The sequence below is a fragment of the Janthinobacterium sp. GMG2 genome, from assembly GCF_033949445.1.
GTDB classification, from domain to species: Bacteria; Pseudomonadota; Gammaproteobacteria; order Burkholderiales; family Burkholderiaceae_D; genus Janthinobacterium; species Janthinobacterium aestuarii.
This window is the reverse complement of sequence record NZ_JAXAWA010000006.1, coordinates 106928-129068: the sequence shown is the minus strand read 5'-3', so window position 1 is coordinate 129068 and position 22141 is coordinate 106928. Positions and strand designations below refer to the sequence as shown.

Below are 22141 nucleotides of genomic sequence, written 5' to 3'. Positions count from 1 at the left end.
GCTATCTTGCAGACGATGACACGCAGTAAACACAGCAATACTTCCGTTCCCGAAGTGGCCGCCATCGTTTTCCCGGTGGTGGCCATCGGCGCTTCCGCCGGCGGGCTTGATCCCATCGTCGCTTTCCTGGCCAACGTGCCGCAGGAAAGCGGGATTGCCTATGTGGTGATCCAGCATCTCGATCCCACGCAAAAGGCCATGCTGCCGGAACTGCTGCAGCGCGCCACCAGCATTCCCGTCACGGAAATCACGCACCAGGCGGAATTGCGGCCCAATCACATCTATGTGATCCCCTCGAATGCCGACCTGGGCCTGTCGAAGGGGCGTTTCGTGCTCAGCGAGCCGGTGCAGCTGCGCGGCCACCGCCTGCCCATCAATACCTTTTTCGAGAGTCTCGCCAGCGAACTGGGCGAACTGGCCGTCGGCGTGGTGTTTTCCGGCATGGGCAGCGACGGCACGCGCGGCCTGCAGGCGATCAAGCAGGCGGGCGGCCTGACCCTGGCCCAGCATCCCGATACGGCCAAGTTCGACATGATGCCGCAAAGCGCGATTGCCGCTGAAGTGGTCGACCTGGTCGATTTCCCCGACAAGATGCCGGGCAAGATCATCACCTATCTGTTCCGCAGCAGTTTTCTCAGCCTGCCCGGGCATGAGCCGAACGGGCGTAATTCCCTGCAGGAAATTGTTGCCTTGCTGTCCGAACATACGGGCAACAGCTTTACCGATTACAAGATCAATACGGTGCTGCGGCGCATCGAACGGCGCATGAGCTTGTATCAAATGACGTCGATGGAGGAGTACGTGCCGTATTTGCGGGCCAATCCCGCCGAAATCGACTTGCTGTTCAAGGAATTGCTGATCGGCGTGACGAACTTCTTCCGCGACCCCAAGGTGTGGGAATACCTGAAGATGGTGGTGTTTCCGCAAATGCTGGCGGCCCATCCGGACGGGCGGGCCTTCAAGGCCTGGGTGCCCGCCTGCTCCACGGGCGAGGAAGCGTATTCGCTGGCCATGGTCTTTCATGAAGTGGTGGCCAGCATCAATCCGCCGTCGAAATACAGCCTGCAGATCTTTGCCACCGACCTGTCGGCTGACGCCATTGACCGCGCACGGCAGGGTCATTTTCCGCACAGCATCATCAGCGACGTGTCCGCCGAACGGCTGGCGCGTTTCTTTGTCAATGACAAGAATGGCTACCACGTAAAGAAAGAGATACGCAACACGATCATCTTTGCCCAGCAAAACATCATTTCGGACCCGCCGTTCACCAAGCTCGACATACTGTGCTGCCGCAATCTGTTGATTTACCTCAATGCCAAGCTGCAGCAGCGTTTGATACCCTTGTTTCATTACGCGCTGAACCGCGACGGCATTTTGCTGCTGGGCAGCGCCGACACGCCCGGCCATTTTTCCGACCTGTTTTCGCCCCTGACCACGTCGACCCGGCTGTATCGCCGCCTCGACAACCTGGCGCGCCAGCGCCTGCCCACGTATTTCCCCACCAAGGTATCGTTGGCATCCCCCCCTACACCTAGCGACACGAGAGAAGTGAGCATGACTGGAAAGATTCAATCCCATGTCGAGCAATTATTGCTCCAGAAATATTCGCCTGCCGCCGCGCTGCTGAACCAGGATGGCGACATCCTGTACATCAACGGCCGCACGGGCGCCTTCCTGGAACCGGCGGCCGGCAAGGCCAACTGGAATATCCACGCCATGGCGCGCGAAGGCTTGCGCTACGAGCTGGCCAGCCTGATCAAGCAAGCGCTGCAAAGCGAGAGCGTGGTGCGCCTGAAGGGGCTGGTGGTCAAGGACCACCTGGGCCAATCCCTGGGCGTGGACCTGAGCGCCGAAGCGCTGAGCCAGCCCGAGTCCTTGCGCGGCATGGTCTTCGTGACGTTCTCCAGTGCGCCGCTGGTGACCGAGGTGCGCCGCGGCCGCTCGCCGAATCCGAAGGTGCTGGAACTGGAGCAGCAACTGGCGCAGGCGCGCAATGAAATCCAGGCCGTGCGCGACGAGATGCAGACTTCGCGCGAGGAACTCAAGTCGGCCAACGAGGAATTGCAGTCGACCAATGAAGAGCTGCAATCGACGAACGAGGAGCTGACTACCTCGAAGGAAGAGATGCAGTCGCTCAACGAGGAGCTGTACACGGTCAATGCCGAGCTGCAATCGAAGGTCGACGATCTGTCGCTGGTCAACAGCGACATGAAAAACTTGCTCAACAGCACCGATATCGCCACCATTTTCCTCGACAGCGACCTGCGCATCCGCCGCTTCACGGCGCCGGCCACGCAAATCTATAAGCTGATCCAGACGGACTTGCGCCGCCCGCTCAGCGACATCGTCAACGACCTCGACTATCCGGGCCTGGAAGACGATGCGCTGGAAGTGATCCGTAGCCTCGTGTTTTGCGAGCGGCAAGTGGAAACCAAGACGGGGCGCTGGTACAACGTGCGCATCATGCCCTACCGCACGATCGAAAACGTGATCGATGGCGTGGTGGTGACCTTCATCAACATCACGGAATCGAAACTGCTGGAAGCCCAGTTGCGCCAGATCCAGTCCGGCGCCACGGCGGCAGGCAATAGCGGCGAGAACGTGTCATGAGCGAACCATTCGACGAGGGCAACGTGCCGGCCAGATTGCGAGAGCAGGCCGAGCAACTGGCGGCGCAGCAGCGCCAGCCCGCGCCGCAGTCGAATGAAGACGTGATACGCCAGCTGCATGAGTTGCAGGTCAGCCAGATCGAACTGGAAATGCAGAACGCGGCCCTGGCAGAGCTGGAACAGCTGAAGAATGAATATGAAAGCAGCCGCGACCGTTATGCGCAGCTGTATGAACAGGCGCCCGTCAGTTACTTCTCGCTGGCGCGCGAGGGCGTCGTCACGCGTGTCAACGTGGCGGCTTGCGGCTTGCTGCAGCGCGACAAGAACCAGCTGCTGGGGCGGCGTTTCGAGCAATTCGTCGCGCCTCAGGCGCAAGGCAGCTTCCGCCGCTTCCTCGACGCCGTCTTTACGAGCGGCGCGCGGCAAGTGCTCGAAGCGCAGCTGTTCGGCGGATCGGCGGGCGGCATGGTGCGCATCGAAGCCAATTTCGACGCGGCCAGCGACACGGCGCGCATGCTGGTGACGGACCTGGGCGACGAGCACGCGCGTGAATCGGCCTTGCGGCGCGCCTTCGTCATCCTCGACAGTATCCGCGAGGGCGTGCTGGTGACAGACAGCGACAACCGCATCATTTCCGTCAACCCCGCCTTCACCACCATCACCGGCTACCAGGCCGAGGAAGCCATCGGGCGCGATCCATCCTTCCTCGGCGGCGGCACGCATTTGCCGCATTTCTATGAAGCCATGTGGCGCAGCCTGCACCGGGATGGCAGCTGGTATGGCGAACTGGTGAACCGGCGCAAGAATGGCGAGCGCTTCGTGGAATCGCTGTCGATCACGCCCATGCGCATGGCGGACGGCACCATCAGTCATTTTGTCGGCGTGTTTTCCGATATCACCGAGCGCAAGCTGGCCGAGGCGGACTTGCGCGAACTGCACCGCGAGCTGGACCAGCGGGTCATCGACCGCACGGCCGAATTGCTGCACGCCAACCAGCATCTGCAGCTGGAAGTGCAGCAGCGTGAGCGGGCCCAGGAAGCCTTGCGCGATGCCGAGCGTTTCTTTCATGCCACCATCGATTCGCTGACGGACCGGGTGCTGGTGCTGGACCAGGCGGGCAGCGTCGCGCATGCCAACCAGGCGTGCCTGGATTTTGTCGGGCAGATGCAAAAACCGCTGCATTACCTGGAGTTTTGCGAGACGGACCCGCGCTGGCAGCGCAGCGCCGGACGCGAGCTGGCCGCCGGCATCCGCTCCGTCATTGCCGGCCGTGCCGACACGTTTGCGCTCGAATATGAATTTATCACGCGCTCAGGCCCCCGCTGGTCGCAGGCCAGGGTCAGCCGTTTCCTCGGCGAAGGGCCGCTGCGCGTGGTGGTGGCGCACACGGACATTACCGAACGCAAGTTGATGGATGGCGCCCTGCGCCAGTCGCACGCGCAGCTGCGCCAGCTGGCGCTGCACCTGGAAACGGCCAAGGAAGACGAGCGCAAGCGCATTTCGCGCGATATCCACGATGAACTGGGGCAAAACCTGCTGGCGCTGCGCATCGATATTTCCATGCTCAGCGCGCGCACCGAAGGTTCCCATCCGCGCCTGCACCGCCGGGTCGGCGCCGTGCTCAGCAACGTCGATACCACCATCAAGAGCGTGCGCGGCATCATCAACGAGCTGCGTCCGATGGCGCTGGACCTGGGCTTGCAGGCCGCCATCGAATGGCAGGTGGGCGACTTCCGCAAGCGCAGCGGTGTTGCTTGCCGCCTGCTGATCCGCGACGAGGCGCTGTTTGCCGCCATCGGCAGCCAGGCCGAGATCGTGCTGTTCCGCATCGTGCAGGAAGCGCTGAGCAACGTCATGCGCCATGCCGAGGCCAGCCAGGTCGAGATCGAACTCAGTTCGGATGCCTGCGCCGTGTACGTAGCCATCAGCGACAACGGCATCGGCATCACGCCGCAGCAGCAGCGCAAGAAACAGTGCTTTGGCCTGATCGGCATCGCCGAACGGGTGACGGCGCTGGGCGGCCACTTCGAGGTGGGCTTGCCGGCCTCGGGCGCCGGCTGCCGCCTGGCCTTGCAGATACCCCTGCAGGGAGTGGGACGGCCGGCCGCCTGATACGGAAATTGTAATCGGTTAATTTTTGCCGACTCAGCTCGCCTGGACAGGCTATACTTTCGCCTGCTTTTATGGAGGGGCATATCTTGTTCAAAACAATCGTTTTACCAGTCGCCTTGTTGGGCGCGTTCGCCGGCGCACACGCCGACGAAGGGCAATGGCAACCACACCAACTGCCACAGCTGAAAGCCGAACTGAAACGGGTCGGTATCGAAATTCCTGCAGAAAAACTGGCTGACCTGAGCAAGCACCCGATGAGCGCCATCGTGTCGCTCGGTGGCTGCTCGGCCGCTTTCGTTTCCGACGCCGGCCTGGTGGTGACGAACCACCACTGCGCGTATGGCGCCGTGCAGCGCAATTCCACACCGGAACACAATTACATCACCAACGGCTTCCTGGCCAAGACGCGCGCCGCAGAGCTGCCGGGCGGTCCGAACAGCCTCGTGTATGTGACGGACAAGGTGGAGAACGTCAGCGACCGCGTGCTGAAAGGCTTGACGGCCGACATGAGCGGCCGCGCGCGCCACGAAGCCGTGGAAAAGCGCGTCAAGGACTTGATCGCCGAATGCGAAACGGACAAGATGTACCGCTGCTCCGTGCCCGCCTTCCACCGCGGCCTCGAGTACTACCGCATCCGCCAGATGATGATACGCGACGTGCGCCTGGTGTACGCGCCATCGGACAAGATCGGCAACTTCGGCGGCGACATCGACAACTACGAATGGCCGCGCCATACGGGCGACTACTCGTTCCTGCGCGCCTACGTGGGCAAGGATGGCCGCCCGGCCGACCCGTCGCCCGATAACGTGCCGTACAAATCGAAGGATTTCCTGGTGGTCTCGGCCGAAGGCTTGAAAGCCGGTGACGGCATCTTGCTGGCGGGTTATCCAGGCCGCACCAGCCGCTACAAGCTGCCGGCGGAAATCCGTTTTGCGCGCGATACGGCTTTCCCGCTGAAAGTATCGGAACTGCAGGCCGACCTGGCCGTGATGGCCGATGCGACGAATGGCGACGCGGCCGCTGCCGTGCGCTATGCGAGCGTGGTGAAAAGCATCAACAACGTGCTCAAGAAAACCCAGGGCTTGCTCGACGGTTTTGCGCGCAAGGATATCGCCGCCATCAAGGACGTGCAGGATGCCGAGTTCCGCGCCTGGTACGCGAAACAGCCGAACGTGTCGCCGACCCTGCTGGCCGAACTGGACGCGGCGATCGCCAGCGACATGGCCTTGAGCGAAGAAGAGTTCGCCTGGAGCGTGGCCACCAACAGCGACTTGCTGAAAAGCGCGCGCACCCTCTACCGCTTGTCGCTGGAGCGCCAGAAAGCGGACGCCGAGCGCGAATCGGGCTTCCAGCAGCGCGACCTGGCCTTCATCAAGGCCCGTCTGGCCCGCCTGGAGCAGTCGTACGTCAACAAGGTCGACCAGGCACGTTTTGAAGCTGGCCTGAAGCGTTACGCGCAACTGGCGGCGAAGAGCCATCCGCAAGGCCTGGACGCGCTGCTGCCGGCCCCAGGCGCCGTGGCCGCCCTGTACCAGCAGACGCAACTGGCCGACACAGCCAAGCGCCTGGCCTGGCTGGAAAAGGACCAGGCCGCCGTTGCCCAGTCCGACGACGCCTTCATGCAACTGGCCGTCAAGCTGCATCCGGTGGACGTGGCGCTGGAAGAGCGCCGCAAGGAAATCGACGGCAACCTCGAACGCGTGATTCCGCAATACATGCAAGCCGTGATCGCGTGGAAGAAGTCGCAAGGCAAACCTGTCTATCCTGACGCCAACTCGACCTTGCGCGTGACGTACGGCACCGTCTCGCCATACTCGCCGCGCGACGGCCTGACCAAGGGACCGTTCACGACCGTGGAAGGCATCGTCGAGAAAGTCACCGGCAAGGCCCCGTTCGAAGCGCCGCAAGCGCTGGTCGACGCCGTCAAGCAAAAACGCTACGGCCAGTTCCGCGACCCGGTACTGGGCACGGTTCCCGTCAACTTCCTCACCAGCGCCGACACCACGGGCGGCAATTCCGGCTCGGCCGTGATGAACAAACGCGGTGAGTTGATCGGCCTGAACTTCGATTCGACGTATGAATCGATCACCAAGGACTGGTACTTCGACACGGCCATCACGCGCGCCATCCACCTCGACATCCGCTACATGCTGTGGGTGATGAAGGAAGTGGACCACGCGGATAACCTGTTGCAGGAAATGAGCATCAAGTATCCGAAAGCTGCCAAGAAATAATCTTTCTTGGCTGAAATAAAAGCCGCATCCGCCGCAGGGCTGATGCGGCTTTTTTGCGTATGGGCAACTAGTTTGAGTTCCATCAATATGCCAGCGTTCACCATGGTTAGCATGGGTTAGGGGAACTATCCGAAGGAGGAAAAATGGATGATGGCGAGCTGGCAGCCGATCTGGCGCGCCTTTTCGGAGCGAGCTGGCGAGTCCAGGACAGCCGCTTGCTGCGCATGGATTTTCCGCGCAACGATGGTCCGCCCGATACCGCGCTGCTGGTCAACAGCTTGCGGGCACACGAGGAAATGTCACGCGACTTCCGCTTCGACGTCGAACTGCTGTCCGACAATCTCCACGTCCCCCTGACGGCGATGATGGGCCGGATGGTCACGATTTCGATGGTGCGCGATGACGGCAGCTTGCGCCATTTTAATGGTTATGTCGGCGAATTTCGCTTGTTGCGCAGCGATGGCGGTTTCGCGTTCTACCAGATGGTGCTGCAACCCTGGCTGGCGTTGTCCAGGCTGCGCATGGACAACGTCTCGTTCCACGAACGCACGGTCATCGACATCAGCGAAACGACCTTCGATCACTATTTGCAGCGCGACTGGCAAAACCGGCTGCATGAGGAAAAAGCGATACTAAGTTGCGCTAACCAGCATAATGAAACCGATTACAACCATCTGCACCGGCGCTGGGAAGACCAGGGTATCCACTATTGGTATGAACATCGCGCCGACGGTCATACGCTCTGTCTGGGCGACAATACCTGGCACAGCGACAGTATCGACCCAGGCGACGGCCATGCCAGCGAAGCCGACGAAATGATGTTTCGCGGCGACGCGGGCTCGCTGGAGCGCGACGGCATACGCGATTGGCAGGCAATACGGAAGATCGCTTCAGGCTCGCTCACGCTGGCCAGCTTCAATTACAAGCAGCCGTATGCCAGCCGCGCCAGCGGCCATGCGCTGCACCAGCAGGGCGACGTGTTTGCCCATGAACTGTATCAGGACACCGGCTATGGCTATGCCGACTTGGGCGACGGCGAAGCGCTGGCGCAACGCCGCCAGGAGGAGCATAACTGCCGGGTGCAATACTTCGACGCTGGCGGCAATCACCGCTGCGCCCAGGCCGGGCGCAGTTTCACGCTGGGCGGACACTTCAGCGGCAAGCAATCCATGCCTGCCAGAGGTGAACCGGCGCGCCCGGACATCGGCTCGCGCGAATACCTGATCTTGTCGGTCGATCATATCGCCAGCAACAATTACCAGGCAGGCACGGGCGCGAAGTCGCATTATGAAAACCGTTTTAGCTGCATCCGCAAGAGCGTTCGCTGGTATCCGGGGCGACAGTTCAACAGCACGCCTTGTGCGTTGCCCGGCGTGCAGACGGCGATTGTCACCGGGCCGGCAGGCGAAACCATCCATACCGACGGTCTGGGCCGGGTGAAGGTGCAATTTCACTGGGACCGGCTGGGCAAGTTCGACGCGGGCAGTTCGCCATGGATCAGGGTCATGACGCCATGGGCGGGCCATGCGTTCGGCCAGATCGCGTTGCCGCGCATTGGCCAGGAAGTGTTGATCCAGTTTCTCGACGGCAATATCGACCGTCCCGTCATAGTCGGTGCTGTGTACAACGGCAACCATGCGCCGCCGTGGAATTTGCCGGGGCAACGCATGCTTGGGGGCTGGCGCAGCGCCGAGCTGATGCCTGGCGGCGGCTACGGCGTGCGCGGCAACCAGTTGGTGCTCGACGACACGCACCAGCGCATCCAGGTGCAACTGAAAAGCGATCATCAGCACAGCCAATTGTCGCTCGGCTGCATCAGCCGCATCGAAGACGCCAACGGGCGCAAGGATGCGCGTGGCGAGGGCTGGGAACTGGCGTCAGACGCCTGGGGCGTGGCGCGCGCCGGCCGCGGCATGTTGCTGACCACCGAAGCGCGCCCCGGTGCCGGCTCTCATATCAAGAGCATGGATGAAACCTTGCGCCGGTTGGCCGAGGCTGCTGAGCGGCACAAGGCGCTTGCCGCCTTGGCGCAGCATTACGGTGCGCAAGAAAGCGCCGCCCAGCAGGGCGCCGCCGCCGATGTGCTGAAAGCTCAGCATGCCGGGATCCAGGGCGGTGGCGGCAATGGCGAAAACGCGTTTCCCGAATTATCTAAGCCGCATCTGGTGCTGGCCAGTCCGGCCGGTATCGAAACGACGACCGCGCAATCGACGCACATCGCCAGCGCCGAGCACACCGCGCTGACGACAGGGTGCGACCTGTCGCTGGCGGCCGGCGGCGGCCTGTTCGCCAGCATCGGCGCAGCGTTCCGCCTGTTCGTCCACAAGGCTGGCATGAAACTGATCGCCGCAGCTGGCCCGGTGCAGATCGCGGCGCAAACCGATGCGGTCGATATCGTCGCCAACAAGGTTCTGGAGTTGATCAGCCAGACCGACTGGGTGGATATTCGCGGCCGCAAAGGCGTGCGCCTGCATGGTGCCAATTGCATGCTTGAAATTAGCGACAAGGTACAGTTTTTTACCGCGTCGCCGACGCTGTTCCACGGAAACCTGGAAACGCTGGCGCCCAAGAACCGGCCGCAACCGGAGCTGGAACCGCCCATCGCGCCGGTAGTGGGGCAATTGCAGCATACGATCCAGGCCCATGCGGATGGTGGTCAATACGCGCACGTGCCGTACACGCTGTACAGGGGAGACGCCGAAGTCGAACGCGGCTTGACCGACGAATTCGGCCGCATCCTGATCGCGCATCAGGACGGCACGCCGCGCTACCGTGTCGTCCTTGGCAATGGCGAAGAGTTTTCATTGCAGGCCAGCGCACGCTTCGACCCGAACGCGGCGCCGGACGGCGAACAGAAGCTGTCGAACTGCGGTTTGCGCGCCTTCGACGACACCGCCGATGGCCGCTGGGTTCAATGATGCACGACACTGACTGGAGAGCGCCATGCCGGAATCGAGCGGCCGTATCGAAACCACCCATATCGACGAAGTCGGCCGCAGCGCGACCAGTTCGCTCCAGTGGCTGCTGGAAAACCGCAACCTGAAAGGCAAGGCCAGCCACCCGATTACGCATAACAACAAGCTGACGCTGTTCATTTGCGGACAGGAAGCGTTCGCCGACATCGCCGCGGAAATCGCCAAGGCTAAACATTCGGTCGACCTGTGCTGCTGGGGCTTCGACCCGGGTATGGAACTGGTGCGCGGCAACGGTGCCACCTGGCCGCGTGGCGACACGTTTGGCGACTTGCTGATCGCCGCCGCACGGCGTCACGTCAGGGTACGCCTGCTGATCTGGCATGATCGGATCGGTTCGCCGATGGTGCACAATATGCCGGGCCATTCGCACGGCACCTCGCCATGGAAAACCGATGGACAGCGGGCCGACGACATCAGCGCAAAAGCCAGCCTGGCGATGTTGCAGGACGCGGTCGCCAGGAAAGCGATGTTCAGCGGCGGTTTCAGGGGTGATAGGGTCCGGCCCGAGGATATCCCGATGCTGGCGCGTGAAGAATATTGCTACAACTGGTATGTGGCGGCGTTTAAGGGCATGCTGAGTGGTATCACGATTCGTTTGCGCCACGGCGACAGCGGCGCAATCAGCAAGAGTATCTCGACCGAAATAAACCAGCCGCGCGGCTTGACGATGGGCGAAATCGAAAAGCCCGGCATGCAATACCTGGGCACGCACCACCAGAAGCCTGTCCTGATCGATTTCGACCACGAAGAGGGGGCCAAGGCCGTTGGTTACGTGATGGGCCTGAACTCGGTGACCGATTATTGGGACACGACGGCCCATCTGCTCGACGATACGCGCCGCGAACAGGGCGGCGTCAACGAGCGGCGCGAGTGCTTGCAGGGAATGGCCGCGGACGGCGGGTTCGCCACCTTGAAGCCCTATCAGGATTACGCCTGCCGCATCGACGGCGGCAAGGCATTGATCGCGCTGTACAACAATTTCGTAAAGGCATGGGACCGCGCTATCGACGACCGCACGCGTTCGGCTTCCACCGACTGTGTTAGCCAGGAGTTGCCATGTGGCAGCCCACCGGCGCGGCTGTTGCGCGAGGCCGGGCCGGACGACTCCACCGTGCAGATCGTCCTGACGCAGCCCGAGGAGCAGGACAAAACCATCAAGGAAACCTACTTTCGCGCCGTGACCCAGGCCAGCCTGGCAGCCGGCTACCTGTATGTGGAAAACCAGTATTTCCAGTATGAAGATTGGGCGCGGCATTTGCTGGCCGAGCGCAAGAAGGTGGTCGCCGCCTGGAAGGCCGGCAGTGTCAAGGCGGGCAAGAGTCTTGAAGACATGCCGGTCATGCACGTGTTCATCGTCATTCCGGTGCCGGAACGCGCGCAGATGGTGCCGCGCACCCACGACACGCTGGCGGCGCTGGGGCAGCACGCTGGCATGACGGGGCAAAATATCATGATCGACGACTACAACAAGCGACCGAAAACCCGGCGTGTCAGGGCAGGATTCGGCATTTCCACCGAGGCGGAAGTCAAGTTGCCCGACGTGGTGCGGCATTCCAACGGCATCAACAAACCCGGCGCGATGATGCTTGAAAGCGAATTCGGGCTGAAGGTCTCGGTGGCCATGCTCAATGTCAGCGCGTTCGATAACGACCGCTGGCGTTACCGTGAAATCTATATCCATTCCAAATTGATGCTGGTCGACGACGTGTTCATGACCTTGGGCAGCGCCAACCTGAACCAGCGCAGCATGGCTGTCGACAGCGAAATCAATATCGCCACCACCGACCGCCGCGTGGCCAGCGATTTGCGCAAGCGGGTGTGGCGCATGCATAGCGGGGGATTGATCGATGGCGGGGGTGGGACGAAGGGGGAGATTGTCACCGCATTCAAAGATTGGAATAATTTGATGCGAAGTAATCGCAAGAAAAAATTTGAAAAATCGGAAAATGCAATTTTAAAGAAAATGACCGGTTTTTTGCTGCCATTAGAAGACAAACGCAGCTCCACGATACGTTTGGGGTGAGCATGAAAAACTATAAAAATTTCCCCTTCCCCCTGCCTTTTTTTATCTTGGCAGTTTTCCTGATTTTCACTTTAGGCGCCTGCAAAATGTCAAACGATACGAAAGAAGTCCTGCCACGCGACCAAAGCCTGCCACTCTTCAATCCGCATGTTCCTCATTTTATTTGTGAAACCGAGGCGAGCAAGGTGCCGCCCATCGATGCGCAAGCCGAGGATTGGTTCCTCGAAGCGCGTGCCATGGAAGATCCCGAAATTGCCGTGGAAGACCGAGACTACAGAAAAATCGTCGATCTGACACATAGGGCGGCGGAGCGATTGCACTGGAAGGCGATGCTCAATCTGGCCAGCCTGTATGTGGAAGGGCGCGATCCCTTGCATGGAGAGGAAGAAGCGGTGCAACTGGTGGAAAAGGCGATGCGGCTGGGCATACCGGCGGCATATGACAGGATGGGGACGTATTATGCGAATAGCACCGGCGTTGACGGCGACATCACTCGCGCTTATGCTTTCTGGCAAAAGGCGGCGCAGATGGGTAACCCGCAAGCGCTGGGCTTTTTAGGCGAGAAATTGACGGCTGGAGAGGATCATCCAAGTATCGGAATGTGGGGCAACATTCCTGTAGCGACCAAAATGCTTGAGTGCGCGCTTGCACAAGGGTATGGCCAAGCTGCATTTGATTTGCATTATTTATATGTGGTTTTAAGATCATCTGATGGGACTGCAAATGGGGGCGGTACCCCTGAAACAAAAGCGCGTGCCCTAAAAGTATTGCATGAGGGTGTCAAATTTGGTTGTGAAAATTGCGCTAACGCATTGCAAATAGAATTTGACCATCCCTTTGATTTAGCCAATATGTTTGCTCCGCACATCGATAAGGCTCGAGGCTTACGATATGGAATGTTAGGTGATGCCCTCGGCTTCAACCCCAATCGCCGCTTTCCCAACCTCGATAAAATTCTGCCATTGCCACCGGCCGATCTGCCGCCGTGGGATGGTCAACGAAAGAGCCTGCTCGACGCCGCCATGGGCGTGCGTCCGCCGCCAGCCATTCCGCAGCCAGGCGCTGCGTCGCTTTCAAAAGAACCGTATTTCCTGACAGCCGGCTATGCGTTGCGGCCCACCGGCTTGCATAGCGACGCGCCGACCGCGCCATTTTCCGCATACTGGCAACCTGTCGCTGGGCAGGGTTTGACGGAACCGGCCTGGCTGTTCGGTGAAGGCGAAGAGTTCCGCCATTTCAGCGTGCTCGATACCGATGGCAAGAGCCGTTACGGCCCCGTGATATGGGAACAGTGTCTGACGATACGGCACAACCATGGGGCAGTGGAACCGCGCGCGGTGCACGGCTTGCTGCGCGAGGTGGCGCGGCCCGAGCCATGGTTGAGCTGCGCTTGCGACCAGGCCTGTCCGGTCAGCGGCGTCTGGCAACCGTGGGTGGCGGCCGACCATCCGCTGCAGGCGATCGTCAACCAGTACTGGCGCCAGGCGTGGCTGACCCAAGGCGCGCCGTTCCCGCGACCGCGCCGCGACTGGCTGCTCGATTTGCCAGACGACGATGTGACGTGGCATTTGATGGATGCGTCCCTTGCAGATCTCGGCTAAGGCTGAACGTTAGCGATATCTCTCATAGGCGACCCTGTCCCAGCCTAAGAAATAGTTTCTATCTGCATATCCGACCTGGCCCCGGCTCCCTAGGCGGGTGCGGTCTTTTTTTCGCCGCGCTGACGATGAAGGGCCGCTCTGAGTCACCGGTTTGTGCTCCCGGCATCGTCCGCACTGTACACGCACCACCGCCTGCCGCCTTGGCTGTGCCACGTATAATTCCTCGCACTATCCACCGCTATTCTTTTTCGACAGGCCCGCCATGTCCCTGACTCCCGATTCGCTGCCCGACTGGCAAACGTTTGAAGCGGCATACGCTGTTGAAGAAACCTGGTTCAAGCTGGCCAGCGCCTCGCTGGCGGTGCTGGGCGGATCCCCATTCAAAGACCAGGAATTTTCAGCCTTTGCCTTCAACGCCGTATCGTTCCCGTCCCTTTCGCTGAGTTTTGACACCGACCCCGATAGCCGGGCGCGCGGTGACTACCCGCCGGACTGGTCGAACGAGTGCATGGAAGTCGATGTGCCTGAAATCGGCCAACTATGGGAAGAGAGGCATGCAAGGATAGAAGGCGCGCTGCTCGATCTGATCGACGCTGCCGATGACGACTTGCTCGAGTCCATCGAGGAAGGCTATCTGCACAGCCTGAGAAAAACCATGGTACGGCTTGAAACGCACCATGCTTTCGAGCAGATCAGGACCTGCGCGCCATTCTGGACCGTGGTCACGCAAATCGATGCCGATACGGATGAAGAGGAACGGCTGCTCGACCAGGTGCGGCTGGCGGCATTGGCCAGCCATGCATGAGGGGCTGACTGCTATATCAGGGCTTTCCAGGCCCTGACTTCGGCGTCCGTGAGCATCGGCCCCCAGCCGCCGCGCGGCGCCGTATCGTGCTGCGCATAGTGCGCAAGTTGCGGTACCGCCACATCATGCCGGACACAGATGTCAAGCACGGCTTCCAGCTGGCGCCGGCTTGCCGGAAGGTCGTCGCCATGCCAGGTACAGGCGCTCGTTTCCAGCACATGCTGAACAAGCTGCTCCAGCGCGCCGAGCAGGTGCCCGGGTATTGCCGTACGGATGTCGTCCGGCCAGGGATCGCCCATGCCCGTCACAGCCAGGGACGCAAAGCCGCGCTCCCAGGCCGCAAAATCTCCGGGCGCGACCTGCGTTATTTTCCATATGTGGCCGGCGAACGCGGACAGCGCCGGATGGTGAATGTCGAAGCGCAGGCAAAAGCGCTGCAGGCACGTCACGGCAATGCATTGCCTGGCGATCACTGAGAGGGTGTCTATCGATATATTGTGCATAAATTGACGGTGTTTCAAAAATAGTGGCTGGTCTCGGCTGAATGCCTGCCTCTCAGCTGCCTGGCGCACGCTGCTTCAGCTTGAATCATTTCTCAAAGACCAGCCAGGACCAGCTCACCCCCGCCTGGCGGTTCTGCGGCTGGATGGATGGCGCCTGCGTGCTCAGTATGACCTTGAGTCCATGCCGCATCGCCAGGTCTGCCGTTTCACTGGCGGATACGTCAAAGATGCGGCGGCCTTCCGGGGCCGGGCCATGCCTCAGGGAAATGACGAGTACTGCGCCGGGCTTGAGCAATGCGCTGATATTGCCCATCGCCTCCATCCTTTCTTCCGCTGCCAGATGCATCCAGACGGCAGCGACGACAATCAGGTCATACCTGGTGTGGCGCGCACCTATCGTGGACAGGGCGGGCAGGCTGTCGTTGATCCATTCAAGGTTGGCCAGGGCATGCGCCTGCATGCCCGCCGCGCGGAAGGCGGCAACGGGCTCAAGCGCGATCACCGTGTGGCCCAGGCTTGCCAGCCACGCCGCGTCGCCGCCGGTTCCGGCGCCGATGTCGAGCACGGCGCCTGGCCGCGTCGGCAAGAGATGGGCAACGGGGCGGTATTTATCCAGGAAGGCAACGCTTTCATATCGGGCGATGAGCCCTCCTGCATTGTCCGCATAGCCTTCGGTGCCGGGGACAGTGGATGAGTCCATGGGATTCTGCATGATCAGCGGGCGCATCTGGCGATGCTCATCATGGCTGTTCTCCCGCTTGCTGGCGCGCCTGCCGCAAGGCCTCCACGGGCAACTGGAAAAATCGCGGCACCATGGCCGGTGACAAATCGTCGCCGCCGTCCGCCATGGCCAGCCGGCCACTCAGCAGCAGCATCACGTAGCCGTGGCCCAGCGACCAGCCGGCGCTGGCGGCGGCCTTGTCCCAGCGCGGATCGAGACCCGCTTCTCGCACTGCCGCGCCGGCCGTCTGCAGCACGTACTGGAAGCACGCTTGCGCCGCTTCCAGCAGGGCGGGGAACTGGCGCACGTCTTGGTGCTCGAACATCAGCCTGTAGTGGGCGGGCGAAGACAGGGCGAATTCGATGTATTGCTCGCCCAGCAGCTGAAAACGCTGTTCGGAGGGCAGGCTGCCCTGCGGCGGCAGTTCCGCTTCCCATTTGGCGATCAGGCTGGCGAAACCGGCGGCCGCCACGTCGGCCAGCAAGGCTTCCTTGCTGGGGAAGTGGCGGTATACGGCGGCGATCGATACGCCCACCGTGCGCGCCAGTTCGCGTAGCGAGAGGGTGGCGTCGTGCTGCTGCGCCAGTTGCGCGATGGTGGCGGCGACCAGGGTGTCGCGCAGGTTGCCATGGTGATAATTGCTGCTTGTGTTCATTCTATGTTATCGCTGTTCACATTGTCGTGTATGATGGTCATGTTATCACTGAACACATGGAGAGCACATGCAAGAGATGAGCAACGTGGTACGCGCCGTGGCCATGCCGCCCGGCGCCAGCATCGCCCCTTTGTACCAGGGCAGCAACCTGGCCGACGCGTATGCCGTCGGCCTGCCCAGCGCTGGCGTGCGGCAGATGGATATGCAGGCCCTGGCGCGCGTGGTGCTGTGCAGCCAGCCGCGCTGGGCGCAGTGGCTGCTGGCGGTGCGCGACATTATTGTCACGCCCTTCGGCATCAAGACGGCGAAACAGCTGGCGGCCAAACCTGATGGACGCATCGGCATCTTTCGCATCTACGCTGTCAGCGATGATGAAATCATCGTGGGCGAGGACGACAGCCACCTGGACTTCCGTTTGTCCGTGCTGCGCAACCGGGACGCGGGGCTGCATGGCAGCATCACCTTTTCCACCGTCGTGCATTGCCATAACTGGATAGGGCGTAGCTACATCCTGCTGATCCGGCCATTTCACAAGCTGGTTGTGCGGCGTACGCTGGCGCGCGCCGTCAAGGAAGGCTTTGCCTGAGCCGGTTGAACAAGGCAGGGGCGGGGCTGACGCTGCGGGCAATCTTGCTTATTCATGGCCGGTATTGCATACTGCACCACCAGCCTCATCACGATTCCCATGAACGATACGCTTCTCCTGCTGGGTTTTGCCACCACGCCGCTTGAACTGATTTCCTTTGTCCTGGCACTGACAACCGTTGCGCTGAACATCCGCCAGAATCACTGGGCGTGGCTGTTCGCCATCATTTCCTCGGCCGCCTACGGTTTCGTGTTTTTCGAGTCGCGTCTGTACGGCGACATGGCCTTGCAACTGCTGTTCATCAGCGTCTCGTTCTGGGGCTGGTACCAGTGGCTGCATCCGGTCAGCGGCGGCAAGACCTTGCCCGTGACGCGCCTTGATGGCCGCGGCTGGCTGGCTTGCGGCGCGGGATGGCTGGTCGGCTTCCTGTTGATCGCCTGGCTGCTGACGACGACGGATACGGACGTGCCCCATGCGGATGGTTTCCTCACGGCAGGCAGCCTGGTGGGCCAATTCCTGCTGTCGCGCAAAAAGCTGGAAAACTGGATCGCCTGGATCATCGTCGACGTGCTGTACGTGTGGCTGTACCTGCACAAGGGCCTGACCCTGACGGCCGTGCTGTATGCGTTCTTCGTCGTGATGGCCATCATTGGCTTGCTGGCGTGGAGAAAGTCGGCGCCGGCCGCGCCCGATGCGATGGTCCTCAAGTGATGGATCGTTGCGTGCGTGTGGCGATCCTGGGCGCGGAATCGTCGGGCAAGTCGACCCTGGCGGCCGCCCTGGCCGAGCGCTACGGCACCGTCTGGGTGCCCGAGTATTTACGTGAATTTGTCGAAACGCAGGGCAGGGTGCCCGTCGCGGCCGACCAGTATGGCATTGCGCGCGCACAAGTCGAACGCGAGGCGGCAGCCGCCGCGCAAGCGCGCAACTTCCTGTTTTGCGACACGACGCCGTTGATGACGGTCGTCTACAGCCGCCATTATTTCGATGGCGCCGATGCACCGCTGGCGGCGCTGGCCGATGCCACGCAGTACGATTTGACGTTGGTGACGGCGCCCGACAGCCCGTGGGTGGCCGACGGCTTGCAGCGCGAGTCCGAAGCCGTGCGCCAGCTGATCTACCGCTACCTGCTCGACGAGCTCGACGCGCGCGGCATCGCCTACCACGTGCTGCACGACAGCCTGGAGGCACGCCTGGAACAGGCGACGCCTTTGCTGCAGCAGGCGCTAGCTGCAGCGCCTGCCATTTCCCTCAATTAAAAGTCGAACTGCGCCGACACCTTGAACGTGCGGCTGGCGCCCGGATACAGATAGCCGTCCGATTCCGGCGTCACGTCGCGCCAGTAGAACTTGTCTGCCACGTTGTTGACGCTGGCGCGCAGCACGGTGCGCGTGCCGGCGATGCGCGTGGCCCAGGCGGCGCCCAGGTTGAACACGTTGTACGACGGCACGAAGGTCGTGTTGTTGTACTCAAACGCTTTCTTGCCCGCAAATTCCCAGCTGCCATTCACGCTCAAGCCTGCCACCTGCTGCACGGCGTAGTCCGCATGCACGGCTGCCTTGAAGGCCGGCACGTTGGGCACGCGCTTGCCATCGAGGTCCGCATTGCCCGTGCCTGACTGCTGGCTGTTCAGGGCTGTCACGGAGGCGCCCAGGCTCAAGTTAGAAGTTGCCTTGCCCTGGGCCGATAATTCCAGTCCACGGTGCTGTGCCTGGCCTTCGCGCACGAAGTAGCCTGCGGTATTCTGGAATTCCAGGCCCTTGCGGATCTGGAACAGGCTGGCCGCGACCATGAAGTCCGGCGTCACATCCATCTTCGCGCCAAGCTCGATCTGCTTGGAGCGGCTGGGCGTGAGTTCCTCGTTGGCATTCATCGCCTTGCGGTCGGCCGTGCCGCCATGTTCCATGCCTTGCGAATAGGCCGCATACACGGAGATATTGTCGAGCGGGGTGTAGACGAGCGACACGTTGGGCAGCAGGAAGTCGTGCTTGGCGCGGATTTCCTTGTCGGCCTTCAGTACATACTGGTAGCCGTCGACGTCGATATGGCGCAAGCCGCCATGCAGCTTCCAGCTCGGCGCCAGGCTCACGATATCCTGCACGAAGACGGAGTTTTCCGTGTCCTTGCGCACCAGGCGCACGGGGCCTTGCACACCCGTCGACATGTCGACGATCTGCGGGTGGTAGATGTTGCTTACGCCAGCCCAGTCGTACACGTACAGGCCCGCGCGGTCCTTGCGGCGGAAGGTCGAGACGCCGGCCGTGAATTCATGGCGCAGGCTACCGGTGGCAAACTTGCCCTGGATCATGGCTTGCGCGCTCAGCGGCTTTTTCGTCTCGCCCAGGCTGCGGTAGTCATACACGTCGTAGTCGCCATTGCCGCAGAAGCCAGGGTACAGGTCTTGCGCACTGCAGCCGTACGGGAAGGCCGTGTAGTCGTCGCGCTTGAACGAGTGCTGGTTGGCCGACAGGGTGGCGCGCCAGTCGTCATTGAATGCGTACTGGAAGCGCAGGCCGATATTGCTGGTGACAGTTTCCACGGGGCGCGTCCACGGCTGCAGGTTGAGCATGGCGTCGGCGCTGATGCCGGTCGGCAAGGTCGTGTTATTCAGCAGCTGGAAGCCGGGCGCCGTCGCCTGTGCCTTGTCCTGGTAGTCGGCATCGAGTTGCAGCAGCGCTTGCGGCGAGATTTGCCAGTCGAAGGCACCGGAAATGAACTTGCGGTTGCCATCCGCGCCCTTGATGTAGGAGCGCAGGCGCTCGGCCGCCACGTTGACGCGGTAGCCGAAGCGCGTGTCTTCCAGGCGGCCGCCCAGGTCGACGGCGCCATACAGGGTGCCGCGCTCGCGCGTTTCCACGGTGACGCTGCGCAGCGGTGCGGCAGTGGGGCGCTTGACGATGAAGTCGATCACGCCGCCCGGCGCGGCCACGCCTGCCTGCAAGCCGGCCAGGCCCTTCAGTACTTCGATGCGCTCCTTGTTTTCCAGCGGAATTTGCGTGTCGCCAGGAATGGCCACGCCATCCTTGCGGTAGCTGGAATTGTTGTCGAGCTTGAAGCCGCGGATGGAAAACTGTTCCGCATAGCCGACAGCGTTGTAGGCGTCGTTGATGCTGGCGTCGAGCTTGACGGCATCGCTGAGATTGCGGATCTGCAAGTCCTGCATGTCTTTCTGTGAAATGACGGTGACGGACGCCGGTGTCTGCAGCAGCGGCGCGTCGGAAAAACCACCGACGGAGGCGCGCTTGGCGGCCGGCGCCTTGCTGGCCGTGACGACGACTTCGGCCATGCTCTGGGCCTGCGGGGCAGCGGTTTCGGCGGCGTCATTCGCGGCAAAGGCCGGTGCGGCAAACGCGTGCAGGATCGCCAGGGTCAAAACAGAAACGGATAAATTCGGTGTGGACATAGATTGCTCGTGGTTCAAGCCGTCTCTGTAAAGAGCACGGCAGGCTGCTTGTTCGGCTGGCGCCAACGCAGGAGCTATCAAAGGAGGGAGGTACTTTGCGCTTTCCTTCGCTGGCATTATCCAGATCAGGTACGAAGGGTATCTCTCACCCGGATGACTGCTCCAGGACCCCTAGCGAAATGACAGCTTAGCATGAAGCACGGCCAGCTGTCCCACCCGGCTGACCGTTTTACAACAGTGTGGTGCGAATCTACAGGCTAAGTTCCAGCACCTTGCGGCTGATGGCGGGCGTGATTTCACGCTGTTCGCCCAGCGCCGTCATGCCGTGCGCTTCCAGGGCGGACACGACTGCATCCACACTCGCATGGTTCAGGCCGTAGTCGGCCAGGCGCGTCTTGACACCCATGTGGCGGAAGAAGAATTCCGTGCGCGCGATGGCCGCCTCGATGCGGCCATCTTCGTCGCCGCCGTCCAGGCCCCAGACGCGGGCCGCATACTGCAGCAGCTTGGCGCGCTTGGCCTGCTTGCGCACGCGCAGCATGCTGGGCAGGATGATGGCCAGGGTTTGCGCATGATCGAGCTCGTACAAGGCCGTCAATTCGTGGCCGATGGCGTGCGTGGACCAGTCCTGCGGCACGCCCACGCCGATCAGGCCGTTCAAGGCCAGAGTGGCGCTCCACATCACGTTGGCGCGCACGTCGTAGTCATCGGGATGCGACAGCGCCTTCGGGCCTTCCTCGATCAGGGTCAGCAGGATGCCTTCGGCAAAGCGGTCCTGCACGGAGGCGTTCACAGGGTAGGTCAGGTATTGCTCCATCACATGCGCGAACGCGTCGACGACGCCATTGCCCACCTGGCGCAGCGGCAAGGTGAACGTTTTCGACGGGTCCAGCACGGAGAATTTCGGATACACCTTGCGGCTCATGAACGAGCGTTTTTCCTGCGTGGCCTTGCGCGTGATCACGGCCGAGCCATTCATTTCGGACCCCGTGGCCGGTAACGTCAAGACAGTGCCGAAGGGCAGGGCGGCCTCGACGATCTTGCCGCCCTTGGCCAGGATGTCCCACGCCTCACCCTCGTGCAGGGCGGCGGCGGCGATGAACTTGGTGCCATCGACCACAGAGCCGCCGCCGACGGCCAGCAGGAAATCGATGCGCTCGCTTTTCACGAGGGCCACGGCCTGCATCAGGGTTTCATAGCTGGGATTGGGTTCGATGCCGGCAAACTCGATCATCGTATGCCCGGCCAGCGCCGCCTTGACTTCATCGTAGACGCCGTTCTGCTTGATGCTGCCGCCGCCATACGTCATGAGCACTCTGGCCTGGGGCGGGATCAGCGCCGTGATGGCGGCGATCTGGCCCTGGCCGAAGAGGATTTGCGTCGGATTGTAAAAGTCGAAATTGAACATGGGGCTCCTGCCGCTGAGGTTTAGGCTGTTGCTGAGCCATGATTATGGCCGAACGGGTGGAAACGTGTCGTGGACGCTTGAGCTTTTCGCCCGCGCGGTGGAGAATGCAGCCGATGTCACCACCACGCGAAAAGGAATGCGCATGACCACCGTCCCACTGGAAGAATCCGGCCTGCCGGCCACCGCGCTCGACATGCACCGCGCCATCGGCGCCACCATCGCCGCGCTGCAGGCGCTGGACTTGAATAGCCAGCGTTTCGAGGCGTGCACGGACCCGGAACTGCGCCGCGTGCTCGCGCATGCGGGGGACACGAGCCGCAAGGAAGCGGCCATGCTGCTCGAATGGATGCGCCGCCGCGATGCGCGCCTGGACACGGCCATGAAGGAAGCGCTGTTCAAGGCGGGGCCGATTGTTGCCCAGTATCACTATGACGAGAAAATATTGTAACTATTGGTTTGTTGTTGTGGCGTACCATGCGCCACTTTCGCATCGCTTCGCGTAGACT

General features: G+C 61.6%; 16 protein-coding genes and 1 riboswitch. Of the genes, 11 read left to right on the top strand and 5 right to left on the bottom strand.

The window, feature by feature from the left end; translation table 11 throughout:
- Positions 1-15: 15 nt before the first annotated feature.
- From SKZ59_RS21070 to SKZ59_RS21040, 7 genes are all read left to right on the top strand, one after another.
- Positions 16-2610, top strand: a complete 2595-nt coding sequence (locus tag SKZ59_RS21070) for a chemotaxis protein CheB (protein ID WP_072454061.1) — start codon at positions 16-18, stop codon at positions 2608-2610.
- Positions 2607-4721, top strand: coding sequence for a PAS domain S-box protein (locus SKZ59_RS21065; RefSeq protein ID WP_319992855.1), 2115 nt, complete (start codon positions 2607-2609; stop codon positions 4719-4721). The genes SKZ59_RS21070 and SKZ59_RS21065 overlap by 4 nt, the downstream gene beginning before the upstream one ends.
- 86 nt (positions 4722-4807) lie before the next feature.
- Complete coding sequence (locus SKZ59_RS21060; protein WP_413774583.1) at positions 4808-6955, top strand: S46 family peptidase; 2148 nt, start codon at positions 4808-4810, stop codon at positions 6953-6955.
- 143 nt (positions 6956-7098) lie between these two features.
- Positions 7099-9873, top strand: coding sequence for a type VI secretion system Vgr family protein (locus SKZ59_RS21055; protein ID WP_319992853.1), 2775 nt, complete (start codon positions 7099-7101; stop codon positions 9871-9873).
- 25 nt (positions 9874-9898) lie between these two features.
- Positions 9899-11953: a phospholipase D-like domain-containing protein gene (locus tag SKZ59_RS21050; RefSeq protein ID WP_319992852.1), complete on the top strand. Its 2055-nt coding sequence runs from the start codon at positions 9899-9901 to the stop codon at positions 11951-11953.
- 2 nt (positions 11954-11955) lie between these two features.
- Positions 11956-13554, top strand: coding sequence for a tetratricopeptide repeat protein (locus tag SKZ59_RS21045; RefSeq protein WP_319992851.1), 1599 nt, complete (start codon positions 11956-11958; stop codon positions 13552-13554).
- Positions 13555-13816: 262 nt separating this feature from the next.
- On the top strand, positions 13817-14359 hold the full coding sequence (locus SKZ59_RS21040; RefSeq protein WP_070302123.1) for a hypothetical protein: 543 nt from the start codon (positions 13817-13819) through the stop codon (positions 14357-14359).
- 11 nt (positions 14360-14370) lie between these two features.
- Here the strand turns inward: SKZ59_RS21040 and SKZ59_RS21035 are convergent, their stop codons facing one another.
- The 3 genes from SKZ59_RS21035 to SKZ59_RS21025 all read right to left on the bottom strand — a co-directional run bounded on the left by SKZ59_RS21035 (position 14371) and on the right by SKZ59_RS21025 (position 16238).
- Positions 14371-14880 (bottom strand): hypothetical protein, encoded by a 510-nt coding sequence (locus SKZ59_RS21035; protein ID WP_319992850.1) that lies wholly within the window; start codon positions 14878-14880, stop codon positions 14371-14373.
- Positions 14881-14947: 67 nt separating this feature from the next.
- On the bottom strand, positions 14948-15589 hold the full coding sequence (locus SKZ59_RS21030) for a class I SAM-dependent methyltransferase (protein WP_319992849.1): 642 nt from the start codon (positions 15587-15589) through the stop codon (positions 14948-14950).
- A 13-nt stretch (positions 15590-15602) separates the two neighbouring features.
- Positions 15603-16238: a TetR/AcrR family transcriptional regulator gene (locus SKZ59_RS21025; RefSeq protein WP_319992848.1), complete on the bottom strand. Its 636-nt coding sequence runs from the start codon at positions 16236-16238 to the stop codon at positions 15603-15605.
- 67 nt (positions 16239-16305) lie between these two features.
- Between SKZ59_RS21025 and SKZ59_RS21020 the strand changes: the two genes are divergently transcribed.
- The 3 genes from SKZ59_RS21020 (at position 16306) to SKZ59_RS21010 (ending at position 18083) form a co-directional block, all read left to right on the top strand.
- Positions 16306-16824, top strand: coding sequence for a DUF2867 domain-containing protein (locus tag SKZ59_RS21020; protein WP_319992847.1), 519 nt, complete (start codon positions 16306-16308; stop codon positions 16822-16824).
- Positions 16825-16923: 99 nt separating this feature from the next.
- Positions 16924-17535 carry a nicotinamide riboside transporter PnuC gene (gene pnuC / locus SKZ59_RS21015; protein ID WP_072454064.1) on the top strand — a complete coding sequence of 204 codons (612 nt, stop codon included), beginning with the start codon at positions 16924-16926 and terminating at the stop codon, positions 17533-17535.
- Positions 17535-18083: an ATP-binding protein gene (locus tag SKZ59_RS21010; RefSeq protein WP_319992981.1), complete on the top strand. Its 549-nt coding sequence runs from the start codon at positions 17535-17537 to the stop codon at positions 18081-18083. The genes pnuC and SKZ59_RS21010 overlap by 1 nt, the downstream gene beginning before the upstream one ends.
- On the opposite strand, the gene SKZ59_RS21005 is transcribed toward SKZ59_RS21010, so the two are convergent.
- Together SKZ59_RS21005 and SKZ59_RS21000 are read right to left on the bottom strand one after the other, a co-directional pair.
- Positions 18080-20227, bottom strand: a complete 2148-nt coding sequence (locus SKZ59_RS21005; RefSeq protein WP_319992846.1) for a TonB-dependent siderophore receptor — start codon at positions 20225-20227, stop codon at positions 18080-18082. The two genes, SKZ59_RS21010 and SKZ59_RS21005, sit on opposite strands and share 4 nt — an antisense overlap.
- Positions 20228-20312: 85 nt before the next feature.
- A riboswitch (TPP riboswitch) is annotated at positions 20313-20410 on the bottom strand.
- A 67-nt stretch (positions 20411-20477) separates the two neighbouring features.
- A complete protein-coding gene (locus SKZ59_RS21000) occupies positions 20478-21635 on the bottom strand; it encodes an iron-containing alcohol dehydrogenase (RefSeq protein WP_034749865.1) in 1158 nt (385 codons plus the stop codon).
- 142 nt (positions 21636-21777) lie between these two features.
- On the opposite strand from SKZ59_RS21000, the gene SKZ59_RS20995 reads away from it, so the two are divergent.
- Positions 21778-22083, top strand: coding sequence for a hypothetical protein (locus tag SKZ59_RS20995; protein ID WP_034750230.1), 306 nt, complete (start codon positions 21778-21780; stop codon positions 22081-22083).
- The last annotated feature ends 58 nt before the right edge of the window (positions 22084-22141 follow it).

What these genes read in the sequence shown, in the direction of transcription:
- SKZ59_RS21070 (WP_072454061.1), top strand. Translation starts at nt 16, where the DNA reads ATGACACGCAGTAAACACAGCAATACTTCCGTTCCCGAAGTGGCCGCC.
- SKZ59_RS21065 (WP_319992855.1), top strand. Translation starts at nt 2,607, where the DNA reads ATGAGCGAACCATTCGACGAGGGCAACGTGCCGGCCAGATTGCGAGAG.
- SKZ59_RS21055 (WP_319992853.1), top strand. Translation starts at nt 7,099, where the DNA reads ATGGATGATGGCGAGCTGGCAGCCGATCTGGCGCGCCTTTTCGGAGCG.
- SKZ59_RS21050 (WP_319992852.1), top strand. Translation starts at nt 9,899, where the DNA reads ATGCCGGAATCGAGCGGCCGTATCGAAACCACCCATATCGACGAAGTC.
- SKZ59_RS21045 (WP_319992851.1), top strand. Translation starts at nt 11,956, where the DNA reads ATGAAAAACTATAAAAATTTCCCCTTCCCCCTGCCTTTTTTTATCTTG.
- SKZ59_RS21040 (WP_070302123.1), top strand. Translation starts at nt 13,817, where the DNA reads ATGTCCCTGACTCCCGATTCGCTGCCCGACTGGCAAACGTTTGAAGCG.
- SKZ59_RS21030 (WP_319992849.1), bottom strand. Translation starts at nt 15,589, where the DNA reads ATGCGCCCGCTGATCATGCAGAATCCCATGGACTCATCCACTGTCCCC.
- SKZ59_RS21025 (WP_319992848.1), bottom strand. Translation starts at nt 16,238, where the DNA reads ATGAACACAAGCAGCAATTATCACCATGGCAACCTGCGCGACACCCTG.
- SKZ59_RS21020 (WP_319992847.1), top strand. Translation starts at nt 16,306, where the DNA reads ATGCAAGAGATGAGCAACGTGGTACGCGCCGTGGCCATGCCGCCCGGC.
- pnuC (WP_072454064.1), top strand. Translation starts at nt 16,924, where the DNA reads ATGAACGATACGCTTCTCCTGCTGGGTTTTGCCACCACGCCGCTTGAA.
- SKZ59_RS21010 (WP_319992981.1), top strand. Translation starts at nt 17,535, where the DNA reads ATGGATCGTTGCGTGCGTGTGGCGATCCTGGGCGCGGAATCGTCGGGC.
- SKZ59_RS21005 (WP_319992846.1), bottom strand. Translation starts at nt 20,227, where the DNA reads ATGTCCACACCGAATTTATCCGTTTCTGTTTTGACCCTGGCGATCCTG.
- SKZ59_RS21000 (WP_034749865.1), bottom strand. Translation starts at nt 21,635, where the DNA reads ATGTTCAATTTCGACTTTTACAATCCGACGCAAATCCTCTTCGGCCAG.
- SKZ59_RS20995 (WP_034750230.1), top strand. Translation starts at nt 21,778, where the DNA reads ATGACCACCGTCCCACTGGAAGAATCCGGCCTGCCGGCCACCGCGCTC.